General features: G+C 56.8%; 20 protein-coding genes and 1 pseudogene. 4 read left to right on the top strand and 17 right to left on the bottom strand.

Annotated elements, in window-relative coordinates:
• Position 1: 1 nt before the first annotated feature.
• From GRAN_RS22100 to GRAN_RS25635, 14 genes and pseudogenes are all read right to left on the bottom strand, one after another.
• Positions 2-376 carry a DUF192 domain-containing protein gene (locus GRAN_RS22100; protein ID WP_128915245.1) on the bottom strand — a complete coding sequence of 125 codons (375 nt, stop codon included), beginning with the start codon at positions 374-376 and terminating at the stop codon, positions 2-4.
• A gap of 257 nt (positions 377-633) precedes the next feature.
• On the bottom strand, positions 634-816 hold the full coding sequence (locus tag GRAN_RS22095) for a Flp family type IVb pilin (protein ID WP_128915244.1): 183 nt from the start codon (positions 814-816) through the stop codon (positions 634-636).
• Positions 817-947: 131 nt separating this feature from the next.
• Complete coding sequence (locus GRAN_RS22090; RefSeq protein ID WP_241655085.1) at positions 948-1,550, bottom strand: type II secretion system F family protein; 603 nt, start codon at positions 1,548-1,550, stop codon at positions 948-950.
• Positions 1,551-1,864: 314 nt separating this feature from the next.
• Positions 1,865-2,704, bottom strand: a complete 840-nt coding sequence (locus GRAN_RS22085; protein ID WP_161571110.1) for a type II secretion system F family protein — start codon at positions 2,702-2,704, stop codon at positions 1,865-1,867.
• Positions 2,705-2,825: 121 nt separating this feature from the next.
• Positions 2,826-4,184 (bottom strand): TadA family conjugal transfer-associated ATPase, encoded by a 1,359-nt coding sequence (locus tag GRAN_RS22080; protein ID WP_128915241.1) that lies wholly within the window; start codon positions 4,182-4,184, stop codon positions 2,826-2,828.
• Positions 4,185-4,220: 36 nt separating this feature from the next.
• Complete coding sequence (locus tag GRAN_RS22075; protein ID WP_161571109.1) at positions 4,221-5,459, bottom strand: CpaE/TadZ family protein; 1,239 nt, start codon at positions 5,457-5,459, stop codon at positions 4,221-4,223.
• Between the two features lie 10 nt (positions 5,460-5,469).
• A complete protein-coding gene (locus tag GRAN_RS26460; RefSeq protein WP_241655084.1) occupies positions 5,470-6,198 on the bottom strand; it encodes a type II and III secretion system protein family protein in 729 nt (242 codons plus the stop codon).
• 333 nt (positions 6,199-6,531) lie between these two features.
• Positions 6,532-6,804 (bottom strand): annotated as a pseudogene (locus GRAN_RS27140) (pilus assembly protein N-terminal domain-containing protein); the annotation flags it as partial.
• Positions 6,801-7,643: a Flp pilus assembly protein CpaB gene (cpaB, locus tag GRAN_RS22065; RefSeq protein ID WP_128915238.1), complete on the bottom strand. Its 843-nt coding sequence runs from the start codon at positions 7,641-7,643 to the stop codon at positions 6,801-6,803. The gene cpaB and the pseudogene GRAN_RS27140, both read right to left, overlap by 4 nt.
• Entirely contained in the window at positions 7,640-8,188 is a 549-nt protein-coding gene (locus GRAN_RS22060; protein WP_128915237.1) for an A24 family peptidase, read from the bottom strand. The genes cpaB and GRAN_RS22060 overlap by 4 nt, the downstream gene beginning before the upstream one ends.
• Positions 8,189-8,286: 98 nt before the next feature.
• Entirely contained in the window at positions 8,287-8,469 is a 183-nt protein-coding gene (locus GRAN_RS22055; RefSeq protein WP_128915236.1) for a Flp family type IVb pilin, read from the bottom strand.
• Positions 8,470-8,623: 154 nt separating this feature from the next.
• The gene (locus GRAN_RS22050; RefSeq protein ID WP_161571107.1) at positions 8,624-10,258 is read right to left on the bottom strand and encodes a pilus assembly protein TadG-related protein; all 1,635 of its coding nucleotides are present in this window, start codon (positions 10,256-10,258) and stop codon (positions 8,624-8,626) included.
• Between the two features lie 2 nt (positions 10,259-10,260).
• The gene (locus GRAN_RS25640) at positions 10,261-10,707 is read right to left on the bottom strand and encodes a TadE/TadG family type IV pilus assembly protein (RefSeq protein WP_161571106.1); all 447 of its coding nucleotides are present in this window, start codon (positions 10,705-10,707) and stop codon (positions 10,261-10,263) included.
• 62 nt (positions 10,708-10,769) lie between these two features.
• Positions 10,770-11,369, bottom strand: coding sequence for a TadE/TadG family type IV pilus assembly protein (locus GRAN_RS25635; protein WP_277751248.1), 600 nt, complete (start codon positions 11,367-11,369; stop codon positions 10,770-10,772).
• Between the two features lie 64 nt (positions 11,370-11,433).
• Between GRAN_RS25635 and GRAN_RS22035 the strand changes: the two genes are divergently transcribed.
• On the top strand, positions 11,434-12,933 hold the full coding sequence (locus GRAN_RS22035) for a hypothetical protein (protein WP_161571104.1): 1,500 nt from the start codon (positions 11,434-11,436) through the stop codon (positions 12,931-12,933).
• 17 nt (positions 12,934-12,950) lie between these two features.
• Here GRAN_RS22035 and GRAN_RS22030 read toward each other — a convergent pair whose 3' ends face one another.
• Positions 12,951-14,117, bottom strand: a complete 1,167-nt coding sequence (locus GRAN_RS22030) for a glycosyltransferase family 87 protein (RefSeq protein WP_161571103.1) — start codon at positions 14,115-14,117, stop codon at positions 12,951-12,953.
• A 132-nt stretch (positions 14,118-14,249) separates the two neighbouring features.
• Here GRAN_RS22030 and GRAN_RS22025 point away from each other — a divergent pair, with 132 nt between their 5' ends.
• From GRAN_RS22025 to GRAN_RS22015, 3 genes are all read left to right on the top strand, one after another.
• Positions 14,250-15,656, top strand: a complete 1,407-nt coding sequence (locus GRAN_RS22025) for an MATE family efflux transporter (RefSeq protein WP_241655082.1) — start codon at positions 14,250-14,252, stop codon at positions 15,654-15,656.
• Between the two features lie 388 nt (positions 15,657-16,044).
• Positions 16,045-17,319, top strand: a complete 1,275-nt coding sequence (locus tag GRAN_RS22020; RefSeq protein ID WP_128915229.1) for an EAL and HDOD domain-containing protein — start codon at positions 16,045-16,047, stop codon at positions 17,317-17,319.
• 183 nt (positions 17,320-17,502) lie between these two features.
• The gene (locus GRAN_RS22015; RefSeq protein ID WP_128915228.1) at positions 17,503-17,814 is read left to right on the top strand and encodes a hypothetical protein; all 312 of its coding nucleotides are present in this window, start codon (positions 17,503-17,505) and stop codon (positions 17,812-17,814) included.
• Positions 17,815-18,147: 333 nt separating this feature from the next.
• On the opposite strand, the gene GRAN_RS25630 is transcribed toward GRAN_RS22015, so the two are convergent.
• Both GRAN_RS25630 and GRAN_RS22010 read right to left on the bottom strand, forming a co-directional pair.
• Positions 18,148-18,297, bottom strand: a complete 150-nt coding sequence (locus GRAN_RS25630) for a hypothetical protein (RefSeq protein ID WP_161571102.1) — start codon at positions 18,295-18,297, stop codon at positions 18,148-18,150.
• A 187-nt stretch (positions 18,298-18,484) separates the two neighbouring features.
• Entirely contained in the window at positions 18,485-18,796 is a 312-nt protein-coding gene (locus GRAN_RS22010) for a hypothetical protein (RefSeq protein WP_128915227.1), read from the bottom strand.
• Positions 18,797-19,255 lie beyond the last annotated feature (459 nt).

Below are 19,255 nucleotides of genomic sequence, written 5' to 3'. Positions count from 1 at the left end.
CTTAGCGTCTTACTTCGATAATCAGGCGGTCACCGACTATGATCCCACTCCGCCTGATTTTTCCGGCCGGAAGTTCAAGGACGCTGCGCGTACGAAGTGTCAAGCCGCGCATTTTCCAGGGCCCAGTTCTTTCCCAGGCGCCGAGTACGCGGTTGTTCTTATCCAGCGAGATGATGTCGATGGGGAACAGCATGCCGAAGGTATGCACGCCAGAAGAGGGTGTGATAAGGAGGCCCGCATCATCCTGCATACCCCGCTTGCCCAACAAGCCTTTCAGCCGGAGCACAAAGGTGTTCGCAATGTGGCCCGATGAGCAGACGATGGCTCCATTGGTGGCGTTGATGACGAGAATTCCATTTCGCTGGAGCGTATCCATTTTGGCTCTTGGACGGCAAGCGTAACCCTGCCAAGACAACCTGAGAGGACCTCCGCGGCTGATCGGCGTGGCGCTCAGGGAAACCTAGGCGGCGCTCTTTCGCCTCATGATGATGGCAATTAGAATGACGGCGAAGAGCACACCGGCGACGACCCGGACAACGATTGCTGAATCCATGACTTACTCCTCTAAAGACGGTTTCGGAGACACGACCTCCGCCTCGAATTGGCAAGGCTGAGGTGAGATGACATATAGCACTAAATGGCACTCGTCAGCTGACTGCCCACGGTGTTGAACGCTGTCCCAACTTTTGTTGCGAGGCCGGACATCGCAGCAACGGCACCGAGACCGATGAGTCCAGCAACAAGGGCATATTCAATCAGATCTTGACCAGAATCGTCCCGTATAAAGACAAGCACCAATTTCTGAAAGTTATTCACGTGTTCTCTTCCTGACGCTGCGAAATGTGTTCTCCTTCTATTTCGGCTGCTTGGTAGCAAAACATGAGGCTTCTTGAGCGATGAGGGCCGATCACGGGCCTTACGCGGCATCTTCTATTTTGCGTCTCTCTTTATGGAGTGATGCCTGACAGACCTTGGGCGATGGTTAGACATGCAGGACCAAGAAGGACGATAAAGAGACTGGGAAAGATGCAGAGGACGAGAGGAAAGATAATCTTCACGGTCGTCTTTGCCGCCTTCTCCTCTGCCTGCTGCCTCCTCCTCTGCCGAATGCCATCACCGAAGTTGCTAAGAGCACGGGCGATGGGTGTTCCGAACCGTTCGGTTTGCATCAGCATATTTACAAATGCATCGATCTCAGGGAGCTTGCACCGGGTAGCCATCGCTTGCCATGCCTCGAGACGCAGTTTTCCGGCCCGTTGTTCCCGGCTTATCTGGAGAAACTCCTCATAGATCTGGCGATGGCTTGTTTCCAGCTCCTGGCCCACCCGAAGCATAGCCTGGTCCATCCCGAGGCCGGCGTCTACGCAGATGACGAGGAGATCGATAGCATCTGGAATCCCCTGCCGGATGTGCTCCCTCCTTGCCTTGACCAAGCGCTGCAGAATAATGTCGGGACCGAGGTATGAGACACCCGCGAGGGCGACCATCCAGAAAAAAGAGTTCGAAGGAGCAAAGGAACCGGTGATGAGGCCGATGATCGGAAGAGCCATCCTTGAGGTGGTATACAAGTCGCGATGAGACCTGGTGTTAAACCCCGACTGTGCGAAGCGCTCTAACAACTTCGGATCATCCGACAAGCCGATGCGGGATCGGAACCAACGCACTGAGGAAAATATCTGACCCTGGAGTCTCTGTGAGAATTGCCGCTCTCTTCTTGAATGACGCTTCCGTACCGAGGCCGCCTCCAGCACACGTTCCGTGAATGTATGTGTTGTCCTAGAGAGGAGCACACAAGCGATCAGGGAGAATGCGAAGAACAGGGTGAGTCCGATCATCAAAAAAAAGGTGCTACTCATGCCTGACCTCATACCTTGATATCGACGATCTTGCGGATGATGAGACCTCCGATCACAATCAGAGTTCCTCCCGCATAGAGCAGCTTTTGGCCGAATGGATCCGAGAAGAGAATTTGTGAATAGCCGGGGGACACCACGTTGAGAAGTAGAAGCATGATGACGGGCATCAGGCCAAGGATCCACCCGGTCAGCCTGCCTTGCGCCGTATAAGTACGCACCTCTCCCTGAATCCTGATTCGGTCTCGAATAACCTGTGTCGTGCGATCAAGGATGTCTGTTAGATCACCGCCCGTTTCTTTCTGAACGAGTACCGCGGTGATCAGGAACCGAAGGTCGTTGGAAGGAGTGCGATCGTTCATCGCGAGGAGAGCGTCGCGAAAAGGAATGCCAAATTTCTGTTGTTGGAAACAAAGGGCGAATTCCCCCTTGAGCGGTTCGGGTGATTGCTCCGCGATGACCTCGATGGAAGATCCCATCGAGTGGCCGGCCCGCAAAGCACGGGCCATAAGTTCGATTGCGTCTGGAAGTGCGGTGTCAAACCTGGCTAGCCGACGTGTTTTCTGAAGGCGAAGGACGATGTAGCGTAGAGATCCTCCAATCATGGTGGCGAGCGCCACTATGGGAAGGGTGCCAACAACAAGATGTGCGACCAGTGCTGCCGCGAGAGCGAGCCCGCAGCTAGTGAGCGCGATAGAACCAACGCTTGCGCGGCTGCCCGCATGGATGATAAGACGACCAAGGTCCTCAGCGAAGTCGTAGTGTTTCAGGGATTCGCCAATGAGGTGACTGATCCCTTGCGTCTCTTCACGAACCAGGCCGTCGTCTTCCTTGACCTTATTTTTCTTCACCGCGTACAGTGCGACTAGCCGCGCCTTGACCGCGCGCTCCGACGATGGAGGCCGAAGCATGAAGTGCAGAACGCCGAAGCTCAATAGAAGAGGAAGGCAAAGGCCAGGAGAAGCATCTGCTTCAGACCTCCATGGAGTGACTCAAGGTTTCGGGATAAAAGGGAATGCCGGCTGCGGTCAGCTTCTCGGCAAACTTAGGCACGATACCGGTGGCGAAGAAGCGTCCCTTCACCTTCTGTCCAGCGCCGAGGCCCAATTTTTCGAACAGAAAGATGTCCTGCATACTGACGATGTCTCCGGTCGACCCTGTTACCTCGCTGATATGGGTGATGCGTCGTGAGCCGTCGCTCATGCGCGATACCTGAATGATAAGGTGAACGGCTGAGGCAATCTGGGCTCGAATCGCTTTTTCGGGGAGGGCGACGGTTCCCATCATCGCCATGGTTTCGAGGCGCGCGATTGCATCTCTCGGATTGTTCGCGTGGACGGTGGTGATGGAACCATCGTGTCCGGTATTCATCGCCTGGAGTACGTCGAGCGCCTCCTCTCCACGGATCTCTCCGAGGATGATGCGATCAGGCCGCATTCGCAGTGCATTGATGACGAGTTCGCGCTGACGTACAGCTCCCTTCCCTTCCACGTTAGGAGGTCTGCATTCGAGACGAACGACATGCTCCTGCTTGATCTGCAGTTCAGCGGAATCCTCGATCGTGACGATGCGCTCCGCAGCGGAGATGAAGCCTGAGAGCACGTTGAGCAAGGTCGTCTTACCAGCCCCTGTACCGCCCGAGACAACAATGTTGAGCCGGGCTCTTACTGCTCCCTTGAGTAACTCCAGCATCTGCGGCGTGAACGCGCGATGCCGTAGCAGATCGTCCGAGGTGAGCGGGGCGCTACCGAAACGGCGGATGGACATGATCGGCCCATCCACGGCGAGTGGAGGGATTACGATGTTCACCCTCGATCCATCGAGTAGGCGGGCGTCGACCATCGGCGATGACTCATCGATCCGCCTCCCTACCGCGGAAACGATTTTATCGATGATGTGCATAAGGTGACCGTTATCGCGAAAGACTACGTTCGTCTTCTCGATGACTCCATGTCGCTCGACATAGACCTTGTCATGCGTGTTCACGAGGATGTCGCTCACTGTTCCGTCATGCAGGAGAGGTTCGAGCGGACCAAGGCCGAAGACCTCATCCATAACTTCGTCGGCCAGCAAGTCACGTTCATATGCACTTAGAGGAACGCTCTGCTCACCAATGAGCTGCGCGATTGTCGATAAGAGTTTCTGGCGTCCACCTGGGTCAGTCTGCAGAAGTGTGAGCTTTTCAAGGTCGACTCGTTTGATCAACTCCTGGTGGACAGCCGTCTTCAACTGATTCTTCGACCCGTCGGAGAGCACGGGCCCGGTTCGAGCCTCAACAGGAACCACAGTCCGTGCAGGGACACCCGTCATGTAGAGAGAGACCTCGTTCATCGGATCACCTTACCTTTGTCACTAAAGCAACGGTTCCTATGCCGACTGTCGCCAGAAGGTAAAACGTTTCTTCGCTCGGACGGCTGCCACCGTCGATAGAGCATCCGTGGTAAGCCGCTGCGCCCACTTGTCGATAGCGTGTATAAACGGTCCTTTGTCTTGAGGGGGTACGGGCTCCCCGGCGTTTACCGCGCGCACCAGTTCGAGATAGCTGTTTGGGATAGCCATAGCCACGGGGAACTTGACTGCCGCCTGGATCTGTTCTGCATTCACCGCATCGGCTGCGGTAGATCGGTTGATGATAATTCGGAGCTTCGCCGGAGATCCTTTCATGTGCGCGAGATGCTCCGTATGCCGCACGAGGTCACGCAAGGCAGCCACATCCGGAGTCGACACGAGGCAAATCTCGTCGGAGGCGACCACGAGCGAGGCGAGGGTATTGCTGTAGGCGACGGACGAGTCAAGCACGATGAAGTCATACCGCGTGCGTAGATAGTCCATCACCCGTTCGGTCACACCGGGGGGGATATCATGAAGAGGTGCCGCGTGATCGGGTGAGGCGATTACGTCGAGGCCACTGATGTGGTGTGTCACAAAGCCGTCGAGGAGGTCCGCGTCCAGGCGATCGACGTTTTGTACAAGCTCGCTGAAGAAGTAGATGCCGTCCTGCAGCCCCAGGTGAAGCGCTACGTGGCCAAGTTCGTGCTTGTGGTCGATGAGGAGGACCTTCTTGCCTTGTTTGCGGACAAGCTGCATCGCGAGGTGGACGGCTAGGGTCGTCGTTCCCACGCCGCCCTTCGCTCCAAAGAGCGATATAACCCTTCCCAGATCTTGAGGGCCAAGTGAGACCACTGTATGCGCCGCTTGGAAGCGGGCGAGGGCCGAGGAGAGTTGCTCCCGGTCAATCGGCTTGCTCAGAAAGTCGTTGCATCCTGCCCGCATCGCCATCAGAAGAAAGTTGGCATCCGCATGGGAGGCGGCGGCGATCAGATTCATTCTTTGCGGAGCAGCCTGTAGAAGTCGTTCCATCGTCTCGAGCGCGAGACTTCCGTCCTGATCGCAATCGATGATCGCCACACAAGCCGTCGCATTTCTTAGCGCGGGGGATAGCTGTGGGCGCCGTTCCAGGGTGATATATTCGTGAAACTCGCCGACGAATTCGGACCCGGCGAGCTCATCGATTGCCAGCATAGCGACCGCAACGATGTCACTCGTCGCACAGACGCTGAAGACGGATTGCTGCATCGGATGCGGATTGTGCGCGTTTTTCTGCATGAGGAGTTCGCTATCGCCTTGGTTTGCCCGCAAGTTGTTGATCGAAGGTAGTGGCATCCATGGCAGGCACGGCGGGCTTCGGCTCTCCGACCGTTTCTGTCTCTGTAAGAGGGTCGACGATCTTTAACGTCACGAGCACAACCAACTCTACGACGGAGCGGTTGTTATTCTTCGAGCGAAACATCTGTCCAAGTAAGGGAATATTCGCAATGCCCGGTAGCCTTGAGAGGCTTTCCGTCGTTCTGTGATCCAGCAGCCCCGAGAGCATGAAGGTCTGTCCGTCTCTAAGCTCAACCTCCGTTTCAGCGCGTCGTGTTGAAAGCGCTGGAATAACAAAGCCCGATATCGTAACCGAGTTGGTGTAGTCCAGAGTGCTGACCTCGGGTGCGACCTTCAGATGAATCGAACCATCGGAATTGACCGTCGGAGTGAAATCTACTTTCACCCCGTAAGAGCGAAACTGGATGGTGACCGCAGTGCTATTTGCGGTGCCGCCCTGCACCACAGGAAAAGGAAACTCTCCTCCGGAGAGAAAACGGGCAGGTAAGCCACTCATTGTGGTGAGAGTTGGCTCGGCGAGCACTTGAAGGATCTGTTTCTGCTCAAGATCCTGGATCTGCATTCCAAGGTTCAGCTTTGAGTTGAAAAAAGAGATGTTGAGTGGATCGCTGAACTGTTGCGTCGAGATACCGGCCGCTGTCCTTCCGCCAACGCTGAAGTTCACGCCAAACTGTTCCAACTTGCTTCGATCTACCTCAACGATGCGTAGCTTCAGCTCTACCTGCTTGCCATGAACAGCAACGACACGCAGGGAATTCGCAACTTCCTTGGTAAAGACGGCCGCGAGCTTCGCGGCGCCTTCAGATGCCTCCGCAGAGGAAACGATGCCAGAGAGCGAAAGCCTCCCTTCAAGACTATCCACATCGATCGAACTTGTGGGATAGGCCTGACGAAGCGCCTTGCGGATACCTTCAGGATCAATGTCGGACGATACGGTGTAGAGGGAAGAGATATTGCGAGAGTCCCAGAGGACAAGACTGCTGGTACCGGGTGTCTTCGCAGTCAGCACAATCTCCTGAGGATCCGCCGCGAAGCTTTGAAGAACCGCCGGGTTGCCGATATAGATCCGGCGAATAGGGTTCCCTCGTCGAAGTACGAGCGACCGGCCCACGATGACATGAAGCGTCTCATAGGATGGAACTGCTTCCAGTTGAGGCTTGTAGCTTTCGGCAGTGGGGCCGCCCCCGGATGCAGGCAGAGTCTGGGCATACGAGGGGGGTATCCCACGAGGGGTTATGAAAAGAAGGAGCAGTAGAGAAAGCTTCCGTGACACGAGGATGATCATTGCAGGGCGGGCCTCGGGAAGGTCTCGACACTCAGTTTGTCGCCGAGAATCGTCTCTACGACGAAGCCTCGTGGTGCCCCCATCCTAACCACGGGAATCTCTTTTTCGCTTCTGGTTCGGGGCGCGGAAACTGGCGCGGACACCCCTGAGAGCTGGGATAGGAGCACCGGGGATTCCTGATTCTTCACTCGATCAGAACCGCTGCGCAACACGAAATGGATTGAGCCCTGCGTACTGGCCAGCACAGCACGCTGTGCTTCGTCAGGCGTGAGCAGGAGTGTAACAACAGTGGCTACCGATGGCTTGTTCTCCGGCTCCGGCTGAACCTGGTGCCCAGCCGCCAGAACGACCGCATCCTGCAGCACCGTAACCGTGATCGGCTCCCCGATGCGCTCGGATCGATACGTCAAGAGAACATCCAGGCGAGAGCCGGGAACGAGAAAGCCACCTACGCCAATCACTTCGTCTGAGCGCAAGGAGACTCCCCGCATACCATCCGGAATCTTTCCCGCAAGTCCTGAACCTGACCCAACGACGGTCACATATTTGTCGGTGATCGGCTGGCCCTTGTCCACAGGATAGAGCAGGGTTCGCCCCGCTAAGTCTTCTATGCGGCTGAACGAACCTGCGACGGGATGCGCCGCGGGCCAGTTCACGATCTGCAGGTTCTGTCCCTTGAGCACCTCTCCGGCCGACAGTGGCGTAGCTGGCGCAACGTAGCGTTGATCCGGCTGCTGACGGGCCACGCTCGCAATGATCTTGCGACTCAGCAGATAGGTGCATCCAGCCGAGATAACGAGCGCCACAGTCATCGCGAAGGCGAGGCGGCGGAAGATCACAGTTCGGCCCCCCGAAAGACCTGCATAGCGAAGACCGTGAGGCAGCCACACGCGATGGGTAGTGCGTACGGCAACCGTAAGGTCGCGCGGTTGCCAAGATTGAGTTCAGGATGCGCGGTGAGTCCCGCGGTTCGGTGATGCGCGAGCAGAATCGACACATTGGCCAGCGTAGTACGCACGCGCCCATGCGCAAAAGCGAGGATGATGGCGAAAACCGCACCCAAGATCACAGTGACCAGCAGGATATCCCGGATGTATCCAATGCCTGTGATGCAGCCCACCGCAGTCATGAGCTTCACATCGCCCGCGCCCAACCCCCCTGCGAGATAGAAGAAAAGGAAAATCCCACCCGCGATCATCCCCCCGAGCAGCGATAGGCCAAGTTGGCGGAATCCACCCAGGACAAAATGAATGAGTAGGCCAGTGAGAACCGACGGCCCTGTGAGACGGTTGGAGATTCTTCGCTCGCGCACATCATGGAAAGCCGCGACGCTGGCGACAATGAGGGCAGTTCCTAGATAGACGAAAGCTGCTGGGACTGCCATGAAATGCTCCGCGATCCACCATGTTTGAAACTTGGCGCGATGTTCTTTGCAGCGGTCTCGGACTCTCGGAGACGAGTCGCTCAGGCCACTTCCCCGGTTTACATCGCGCTGGTGAGTTGGCTGCCAACTGTGTTGAAGGCGGTACCGATCTTTGTTGCCAGACCGGACATCGCAGCAACAGCACCCAAGGCAATGAGTCCCGCAACGAGTGCATACTCGATAAGATCCTGGCCCGACTCGTCCTTCAACAATAGCTCGAACACGATGCGTATCTGCGTCATGATGCTTTCTCCTGGTCGAACGGGGATCTCGGCTCGGTTTGATGAGTCTCGCAACTCATCCGGCAGCTAAGAACTGCGTACTTTAGTTATCGACGAAAAGACGAAATGACATGAGCGCACGATCCGCCTCAGGCAAGCGAAACGTAATGGGACCTTAATTGAAGATTGAGATCTTGGACAGCGTCATATTCGTCGTTGGGCTTGGCGCCAGAGTTAACGATCCGCCCAAGAGACTCACCTGATCGGACACAACCTCGCCAAAGACGGAGTTATTACTTCCGGTCACGCTAAGGACGTCGAGATACGAGGAAGAGTGGAAATAGAGAGTTCCGGCGAATGCATTCGGGCCCACACCCGAGAGCGCTGGACTGCTGGCAACACTATGGCTTTGGAAGAGGAGAACCCCACGGCTTCCCGTCGCTGATCGTACGTCGGAGGTGTCGCCACCTGAGTCGAAGTAGGTACCATTTGCTGCACATTGGCCATAAAGCACGTTGCCAGAGATAGTCGTTCCGAGACCCAGCCCCGCCGGTGGCGATGAGCCGTCGCAGGTCAGGTCCGTGGCCGCTACACTATCTACCCCACTCGCTGGAACACTGGATAGGTTAAGAGAAGAAAGGCCCGCGAAGTACATCATGACTCCGTCGGTCTGCAGATACCCTGAGGGTTTGGCGACCCGGAGAGTGTTGGTCAACCCTGAGTTGAGCGGGCCGCCAAGATAATAGATTCCTGGTTTGAAGATAGCCGTTGTAGACAGCACGAGTGACAGGTCGATGCCGAGCGGATAGTAGCCCGGACCGTACTCCAAGCAGGAGTGCGTTGGAGCAAGCAGTTGGCCGAGGTGGTTAGGACAACCGTCTACCCCGTAGGCAACCCATGTTCCAGTCAAGGATGGCGGGGTGATGCTTAGAATACTCGTCGGCGCACCAATCGCTGCAAATGGATCAGCCACCGGGAGCACGTTCCCCTTCCAGGAACCCGTGGTGCCACCTTGAAATCCGGAGCCGGCTGGAAGTCCAGGTGCAGTAGCCGGACCGCCAACGATCCCGACGTCGCCTCCGGTCTGGTTTGGGCCGGCCGCGCTGAGATTGATCATCCCCAGGAGCCAGCTCACCGCCAAAGGACTCGTTGAATTCACCTGCAAGGCCCGTTGCGGTCCGCCGACAATATTGAGTTGGCCAGCCAAAGAGTAGTTGAAAGCTCCCAGAAGAGTGGGGTTGAGTACGAGCATGGGAATGGAGCCCTTCGTTAGGGTGACTCCGCAGGTGCTCGAGACGTTCAACCTCTGCACATGCGAGGCATTGAGCAGAGAGATGAAGTACGTCTTGACATTCTCAGCTATAAGAACTTGCATGAAAGGATACGTGCCGAGGCCAGGCACCACGCCGGTCACTGTAGGTGGAAATGTCCACGAGATAGCATTCGAGGCTGCTCCCGCAACGAGACCCGTACCGTTATAGCTGTTTGCAGCGGCGTAGCTGCACATGGTGGCCAAGGGACTGCTCACGCAGTCGCTTGATGTTCCTGGGATGAAGCCAGTGCCGGGTAGAGCTAAGCCACTGCTGCTGGCCAGCATATCCTGCGCACCCGCCTGGCAGGCAGCATCCGCTGCCGCAACCGCCGTTTGCCGATGAAACCAGATATTTGTGAGGTCAACTGCGAAGCCGAAGACAGCGAGGAGAAAGATGCCAAGGACTGCGATCAAAAACACCGCGGCCTGACCCGATTGCGGCAGGTCCGAGGTATCAGGACGATTGCAATGGGAGGTCACACCCCGGGCTGCCGCCACCGTCAATATAGAATCCTCCCTTGCGAGCTGATTTGAAAACTCGTCGCCGTTCCAGGAAAACGAAAGAGAGGCTGGTAGACGTAGGAGACTGTCACCAGAACCCTGGACTGAGCGATGCAACCTCCAATATCGGGATACAGGACCGCGACGGTGATCGAAGAGGCTGGAGCAGCATAGCGGGCGGCGTAGGTCGTAACGTCACTGATCACGTTCGAGGCGGTAGGATCGCCACAGCCGGCCGTGGGTCCACTACACGTTGCGCTATCGAACCCGTGTAGGGTGGCATAACGCATACCATGACGTGCCGCATCAGCGTAGACGCTATAGGTGTAGACCATCATGCAGCACTCGATGATGCCCAGAATGCAGGTGAAGATGAGCATGAAACCGATGGCCGTCTCGAGCGCGGCCGCTCCGTCCTCCTCGCAGCCGAATGATGTAATCGGCAATGTCTCTGCGAGACGATGCAGTAGGCGATGCAACCTTCTGATTCGATGCGCATCGCGTTCCACTAGTCGAGTGCCCGCATCGAGACCTGACGGTGAAATTGCATTTGCGGAAGCAGTGGGAACTTGAAGAAGCTCATAGGGATCGGGGGTTGCACGGTGTATGTCACATCTACTCGTTGCAGCACAAAGTAAGGCGCTTCCGGATCGGCAGCTGGGGTGTAAGACGAGGCAGTAGCACCATAATTCGCGCAGTTCGCAAGATTGCCCGTCGTGCCTAAGGACTTCGTGCATACTTGAACCGCCGTCAAGGTAGACGAATTGAGAAGCGCGGCTATATCGCCTAATGCGGTCGCGGCCACCGAGGTGGTCGTGGTCAGGGGCCCTGCAATCGCCAACGCGCTTTGCCCCGGAGTGGCGAATCCCTGGATCGAAAACTGGGCCGCATTCCGCGCCGCAGACGTAATGTTTGCAGCGACAATGAAGAAGTAACCGAAGTCGATCGCATAACCAATGAGAAGGATGAGCAGTGGCATCATCAGGGCAATTTCGATGAGGCTCTGACCTGAGGTCCCATGTGTTATCCCTCCCGGACTGCACGAAGCTTTTATGGCCTTCCCGGGTATATGTCCTCGCCGATGCCCGGAATGGGAATGCCTAGGCATCTTCAAGATCGTGGATCCTGTTTGATGATCATCCGAGAACCGCATTCGCTCGATACTGGAACTCATGGGTTCGACGAAGGCGCAAGCGATGTTCTCAAGCGATGCAGGGATCAGTTCGCCCATCGTCTGTCCCACCGTGCTGCTTTCCTCGACACTCATGGCAGTCGTTTTCTTCTTCGTTCCAAGATCGATCGCTGATCCTGACATCTGGTGGCATCTCCGAAACGCCCAGATACTTTCTTCTACCCACAGGTTCATCGGCACCGATCTCTATTCCTATACCGCCTTTGGTGCGCCATGGATCAATCATGAGTGGCTTGGGGAACTCCCGTTCTATTTTGGGTGGCTCCACGGTCGAGAGCACGGACTGTATCTCATAACGGTCCTGGCCGTCGAACTTCTGATAATGGGGATTTTCCTGCTCGCTTATCGTAGATCGAGAAATCTGAAATCTTCGCTGCTTGGCGCGTTGATCGCCGCCGCTCTATCCACGGTCAGCTTCGGACCGCGTACGGTGCTCTTCGGATGGATATTGCTAGTCGTCGAACTGCTTCTCCTCGACTTCTCCAGAGATTGGCCATTCCTCCTATGGATGTTCCCCACGCTTTTCCTCGTGTGGGTGAATACGCATGGGACGTGGATGATCGGGATGGTGCTGTTCGCCCTATACGTGATGGCGGAGAGTCCTAGAATTAGCGGAGGGCACCTACACTCCAACGGCTTAGCCAAAGGTTGGCTTAGGCAACTACTATGCTCCTTCGCACTTAGCTTTGCGGCATTGTTTGTCAATCCGTATGGCTGGCGACTGGTCGCTTACCCAATCAACCTTGCCGTGCGTCAGAAGCTCAATATTGCGAATGTCGAGGAGTGGAGGAGTCTCGATCTACTCTCTCTGCGCGGAGGAACACTACTTCTCTGTCTTGCACTCCTCGCTCTCTCACAACTCTATCGTCCTCGCACCTGGCGACCACATGAAGTTGTTTATCTTCTGATCGGGACCTATGCCGCGCTGACGCACTCAAGGTTCCTTGTTCTATTCTCCATCCTCGTAATTCCTCTCTTTGCCAGAAGCATCTCGCTGTCACGAGGTGACGATTCACCAGTGAAAACACCCTCTTCTTTGACAGGAGCGGCGCTGCTATTCCTTCTTTGTTGCCTCGTTGTGGGCCGTCTGAAAGATCCGCCCGAACTCGGCTCTAAAGGGGAGGCAGCATATCCGTCGAGCAGTCTCGCGTTTCTGCACGGGCAGCAGATACATGGACGAATCTTGAACGAATATCTCTGGGGTGGCTACATCATCTGGAACGCGAGGAGTATTCCCGTCTTCATCGACTCGAGGGTTGACATCTTCGAGTACAACGGAACGTTTAAGGACTACCTCGACATCATTCGGATAAAGAACACCGTCTCTCTTCTGAACAAATACAACATCGAGTACGTCTTCTTCGAGAAAGATACTCCGCTCGTCTATCTTCTTGAACATACTGGCAGGTGGAAAGCCGATTTTGACGACGGGAACGTCGTCCTGCTGGAGCGGATAGCGCATGAGGAGGGTGATCTCTGAATAGCAGACCTCTGCCCTCAGACCGCTGCAGAAGACTCAACGAAGGGAAACACCGCACCGCAAACTAAGAGGACGAGAAGAAAGAACGCCTGAATGGGGCCTCCGAACATACCCACTTGACGGAAGGTAAACAAGGTAAAGGAGGCGAACAATGGAACAAAGAATTGAATGGTCATGGAAAGTCCGTTAACCTGCGTGCCGTTCTGATCGACGCTCAAAGCCAGGAACGCTAAAACAAGGAAGGCCGGGTAAAGTTCGACGAGGGTATAGAAGTAAGATGTTGGCGGGAAAGCGACGATGAATACACTTACGGCCAGCAACTGGTTGGGCTCTGGCATCCTTCGCAAACGGGTGACGTAGAGGCCCGCAAAGAACAGCAATCCCCATACGATATACGACTTCGCAAGGCTGGCGGGTGAATGGTTCGCGGCTTTGGCCGCTGCTTCCAAGAGAGTGAAGACGGAATGATTCGCACTCAGGTCATGCGTTGTCCAGTCCGAGATCCGAATGCCCTGGTAATTAAGTACGTTGTGCAGGGAGCCTGCCCAGGCCATCGAAAAGATAGGCCCCAGATACAGAATGGCGAGGGTAGAGGTCAGGGCACACGATCCAAGTCCGAAAAACAGTGCCCGGTACTTCCGCCGCGAAAGCAGGAGTACGAGGAAGAGGATGGGGTACAACTTGATGGCGGCCGCGAGTCCCCACAGGAATGCTGCACTGCTGTTCCGGCAGTGTCGATAGGCCCAGCAGCCCGAGGCACACAGGATCCAAACGAACAACTCTATGTTGCCACGCTGGAGAAGTCCGGCGACTGGGAAAGTGACGGCCAGGAGCGTCAGCGGAAACAAGAACGATATGTGCTCTGAGATTCCGCTTGCTGCGAGCTGTCGTGACACGAGGACAATCACTATTCCTAACCACAAGGCTGCGACTGTCAGATAGACCAGGACTGGGTGCCCTCCCGTATAGAGGAGGGCAAGGAGCGCGGCGCCGGCTGGTGGGTAGGCGACGTGCGGGACGGTAGGGTCGGTAAAGAAGGCGGCTGAGTGTAGGAGCCGAAAGGTGGGAAGGTACTCGAGCAGATCCCCGAAGAGAGGGTCCACGAGAGGGCCGAAGCGCTCGCCGGGGTTTCCTGCGCGTGCCTCGAGGTACGTCAGCAAGAGCATCATCAGGAAGGCTGCCACGGAACGTATCCAGAACCTTCGGAGTACCCACGGAAGTGAGGTGTTCATGGAGGAGCTCCCGCCGATGGTTCATTATTACCGCCTCTTCGTGTCACGTCTCGGTATTCGTCAGTATCATGAGCCAGAATGGGAATGCACAAAGAGCAAGCGGCTAAGCCAACGCTTCTGCAGTCGATTTTTGAGGCCTTGCGGGGGAGCCACCAGGACTATACGACCGGTAGTCTCAACCGATCCATCCTGCTGCTCGCAATCCCCATGGTTCTCGAGATGGTGCTCGAGTCGCTGTTCGCGGTGGTCGACGTTTTCTGGGTGAGCCGGCTGGGGCCTAATGCCATCGCTACGGTGGGGTTGACGGAGTCGGTGCTCACGGTTGTGTTTGCGGTGGGCATGGGGTTGGGTATGTCGACGACCGCGATGGTCGCGCGGCGGATTGGGGAGAAGGATCAGGACGGGGCGGCTGTCTCGGCAGTCCAGGCGATCATCCTCGGCCTGATTGCGTCGGTTGTTCTGGGGCTTCCGTTCCTCTTCCTCGCGCCTCGCCTGCTTGGGTTCATGAGTGCGTCTCCCGAGATCGTGGCTGTGGGCACGAGCTATATGCGGATTGCATTGGGAGGATCGGGGGTCGTCCTGATGCTCTTCCTCAATAATGCGATCTTTCGCGGGGCGGGGGACGCTGCGATCGCGATGCGTCTGCTCTGGGTTTCGAACATCCTCAATTTGATTCTCGATCCTTGCCTCATCTTTGGGTTGGGGCCGTTTCCGAAGCTTGGGGTCACGGGGGCGGCGCTGGCTACCTTCTCCGGCCGGGGTATCGCGGTGCTCTACCAGTTCTACCGGCTTGCGAATGGGACCGAACGGCTTCGCATTTTGGCGCGGCACATGCGGGTACAGGTGCAAGTGATCTGGCAGCTCTTCCGGCTTTCGTTGGCGGCGGTGCTGCAGTTCCTGATCAGCCAGGCGAGTTGGCTGGGTCTTGTGCGCATCATTGGTTTGTTCGGGCCTTCAGCGATCGCGGGATACACGATCGGGATTCGCATTGTTATTTTCGCGATCCTTCCCGCGTGGGGTCTCAGTAATGCGGCAGCGACGCTTGTTGGGCAGAATCTTGGGGCGGGGCATCCGGAGCGGGCTAAGAGTGCGGTTTGGCGGACTGGGTTGTGGAACGTGGCTTTCCTTGGTTCGGTTGGCCTTGTCTTTATCGCGTTCGCTCCCTGGATCATCGGACTCTTCACTCACGATGCCGCGGTGGTGCCTGTTGCGGTGAGCTGTCTCAGAATCTTCAGTTGCGGCAATATGGCGTATGCGTATGGCATGGTGCTGCTGCAGGCCTTCAACGGGGCCGGAGATACGCTCACACCGACGCTCGTCAACCTGTTTGGTTTCTGGATCGTTGAGATTCCGCTTGCGTGGTTCCTGGCGATGCATAGTTCGTTGAAGGTGAATGGAGTGTTTGTTTCCGTGGTCGTCTCGCAATCCGTCATCGTTCTCATCAGCCTGGTTCTGTTCGCCCAGGGGCGGTGGACGAAGCAGCATATCTGATTCCCAAACCGGGAATGGACTCGCACTTCCGCGCAGCGCTGAAAGCAGGAAGCTGCCGTTGAACTTTTTGGCCGTCGATGAACGGAACAGGTTCGTGTCGGAAGGCGCAGACGCCCCGTCCCTTTTGTGGGAGGGCGCTACAACTTTCGCAGGTGAACCTGCCCTGTCAACTGAGCCGTTTTGGGCCGATGTAGGCAAGGATTGTTCGTGGGCTGGTTTCTCAGGGGTTGAGAGGCCGCAACCCACCTATATTGACTTATTGGCATATTGGCATTGAGTGGCAGAGTCCCCGAGAACCAAAGGTACCGATAGAGGGAGAAGGGCGTCTCACGTGAATACGTTCAGTTCGATCTGGCGAAAGCATAAGCACCCGGCCGAGATACTCCCGATGCAAGAGATGGCGACCTCGGCCCACACCGGGTATGAGGAAGGCGCGGCTGCCGCGGAGGGCTGGCGCTTCGTTGCGAGACAGGCGATCTTCGATCGAACGACGAATGTCTTCGGATACGAGCTTCTGGCGCGGTCGGGATGGGAGAACCGATTCACGGGCGACTCCGATGCCGCGACGCGCAAGATGATCTTTGAAGGCGTCCTCTATGGTTTTGAGGGGCTGACGCGGGGGAAGCGCGGGTTCATCAATTGCACACGCGAATCCCTGGTCGAAGGGCTGGTGACGCTCCTGCCCAAGACGACGGTACTTGAGGTTCTGGAGACGATTGCTCCGGACTCCGAGGTGATCGACGCCTGCCGCAACATCAAGGATATGGGTTACCAGATCGCGCTGGACGATTTCACGATCGGACCCAACATGGAAAAGCTCGTCGAGCTCACCGATTATGTGAAGGTGGACTTCCGCCTGTCGGGGCAGAAAGAACGGCAGGAGATTCTTTCCTATGTTCGAGGAACAAATGCAATCCTTATCGCGGAGAAGGTAGAGACGGAGGAAGAGTTCGAGCGGGCCGGCGACGAGGGTTTCGATCTTTTTCAGGGATACTTCTTCTGCCATCCCACGGTGTTCTCGGCGGTGAAGGCTCCTGCCTCTGGAAATAACTACTTCCGCCTGTTTTCGGCGTTGAGTCAGAAGGAGGTCGACTTCCTGCAACTGGCCACGCTGGTGAAGTCCGAGGTGACGATCTGCTACCAGTTGCTGCGGCTTGTGAACTCGGCCGCGTTCGGGCTGGCGCAGCCGGTGCAGTCGGTGCAGAGTGCGTTGATGCTGGTTGGGGAAGATCAGTTCCGGAAGCTGGTGCTCAATGCGATCGCGGTGGAGACGTGCAGGCAGCATCCGGATGAGCTTCTGATCCGTGTCCTGCATCGTGCGAGGTTCCTTGAGTTGATGAGCCCGTATACGGGTGAGAATGCGCAGGAACAGTACCTGTTCGGGCTTCTTTCCCTGATGAGCACCGTACTGGCTATGCCGCTGCAGGACTCCATCAAGACACTTCCACTTCGCGCTGAGGTCAAGGAAGCGCTCGGCGGGAAGGTCAACCGGGTTTCGGCTGCGATGCTTCTGCTCGAGAGCTACGAAGAGGCGGATTGGAACGCGTGCATCGAGCAGAGCAAGCCGCTGCGTATCAGTGAAGACAGGCTGACGCATCTGTATGAAGAGTCGCTTCGCTGGGCGGAAGAGGCTGCGATTCCGGACCGGAAGAGAGTTCAGTAAGGGCTCGCAGGCGGCCGCGCGGAGGTCGAGGACTCCGGGTGCCTCGCGTGCGGTGTCGAGTTCCTGACACGTTGAGGCTACCGCCTGCATGTAGGAAAGGTCAGGGAATGGAAGGCGCGGCTGCCTCTCCTGCGCTTCTGCGCGCTCGTCCATCTCTTCGAGAAAGTCAGTGAAAGGCCCGCGGTGTCCCGCGATTTCCGTTTGGGGTGCGATGTCTCCGAGGGTGGGGTGGTGCAGGATCTCTTCGACCATCTCGGCGGGATCTTCGGGCTCGACGGGAGCCTGGCGCGGGAGATTGAGCGAGGCGATCTGGAGACCGTAGAGGAGAAGGCCGGCGCGGCGCGGGTCGATGCCGCGGCTGGCGATGCGGCGGAGAACCTCGCCGATGGAATGCTGGATAGCGCTACGGTCCTCAAGAATGGGGAGATCGAAGGTGGCGTGGCGGTCGCGGATCTCATCCCCGTGTTCGAGGCGGTGCTGCGCTTCGGCCTTTGAGATGGGTTTCCGCGTGGTGTGGTGGTAGTAACAAAATATTTCGTGTTTGAGCGCCGGACTTCCGCAACGGTGTCCATCAGTGAAGATATGGCAGCAGTGGTACCGCTTTGCTGGCTTGATTTTTGTCTGCATGGCGACGGGTCCCCCTGACCCGTAATAAGTCCTAAAGTCTTCAAATGAAAAGGCCTACGGTCGGACTTGCCAACGGTAGGCCTGGGTTAAACAAGAAGGCCCGGCGAGCTGCCGGGCCTTGCTTTTCTCTAACCCTATTATACAGCGCTTGTCAAGGGGTGATGCCACCCTCCATGCGTCCGTGTCAGATTGCGGCATGCCCTACGGGACTTTTTCCGTAATCTCCTCAGCTTCCTCGAGGTGAGCTCGGAGCAGATCAGGAGTGAACAGGCAGGTGCAGCCGTCTCCAAACGTGATGGCAATGCCACCATCGACGCGGTCGCACTGCAAGATGCGGAACTTGTGGCTCATGTCGATGCGGGAATGCTACGCCTGTTCGGTTTAGCTGCGGCTTGGGCTTCCGACCCCAAGCCACCCGTCCCTCTCATCTGTATGTTCCAAATTGCGGACGATACGCTCCTGTCAGACGCCGTGCATTGTTCGGCTCTGGCTCCCACCTACCCACGACCTCGGCCGCCCGGGTTCTTCGTTCCAGACGTCAGTGAAGAGAAAACCGGATGGCGACCGGAATACCGTCGCCAGTCGCGAGCCAATCGGGTGGACCGTCCAGCTCGATTCGTTTCGCATCGCGCAGGACGATCAGTTCGGCGGGATGTCGCGGACAGACGGCATCGATTGCGCGGCCCTGGGGATCTACGGTGATATTGGCTACTGTACTGGATGTCGAGGCACAGGAGATATCAACTTTCCCCGTGTACCCAGGAGAGAGCGTGACCTGCAGATTGTCCGCTTTCCGGCAGCCTCCGAGGAGCAACAGGATGCCGCCGAGGACCCACGCAGAGTGCTTCATGCACGTAATCTTTTCATAGATCGGCCTTACCGCCTCACGGCGCGGCAGGTGTACCGGCCTATTTTGGTAAATGCAGACGTTGCGAGCCTTCAGGAACGCGAAAATCAATCCATTCCGGGAATGCAAGGCTCGGGAGGACGCGAGCGCTTGCCGTGTTGCAAAGTAAGGTCGGCTACTTATAAAGCGGGCCAGAAATTAGCCTAAATGGGCATAAATCAAGGGAATCCTTTCTTTGTGTGATGGAGCACATAGAGGCGTACACTCCGCCTCATGAACGACCCTGCACGATATGTCCATCGGACTCATCCGGACGGGCAGATGGACTCTATCTGCGCCCGCTGTTTCACGACCGTTACGAGCTCCTATCAGGAGACGGATCTAAAGGCCCCTGAGCAGAAACACGTCTGCAATCCTGAAGCTATGCGGCGCGCAGCGCAATTCCGACGAGCGAACTAACCG

It is taken from the genome of Granulicella sibirica (genome assembly GCF_004115155.1).
GTDB lineage: Bacteria > Acidobacteriota > Terriglobia > Terriglobales > Acidobacteriaceae > Edaphobacter > Edaphobacter sibiricus.
Note: the sequence above shows the minus strand (reverse complement) of the source record. Positions and strands in the feature narration are given on the sequence as shown.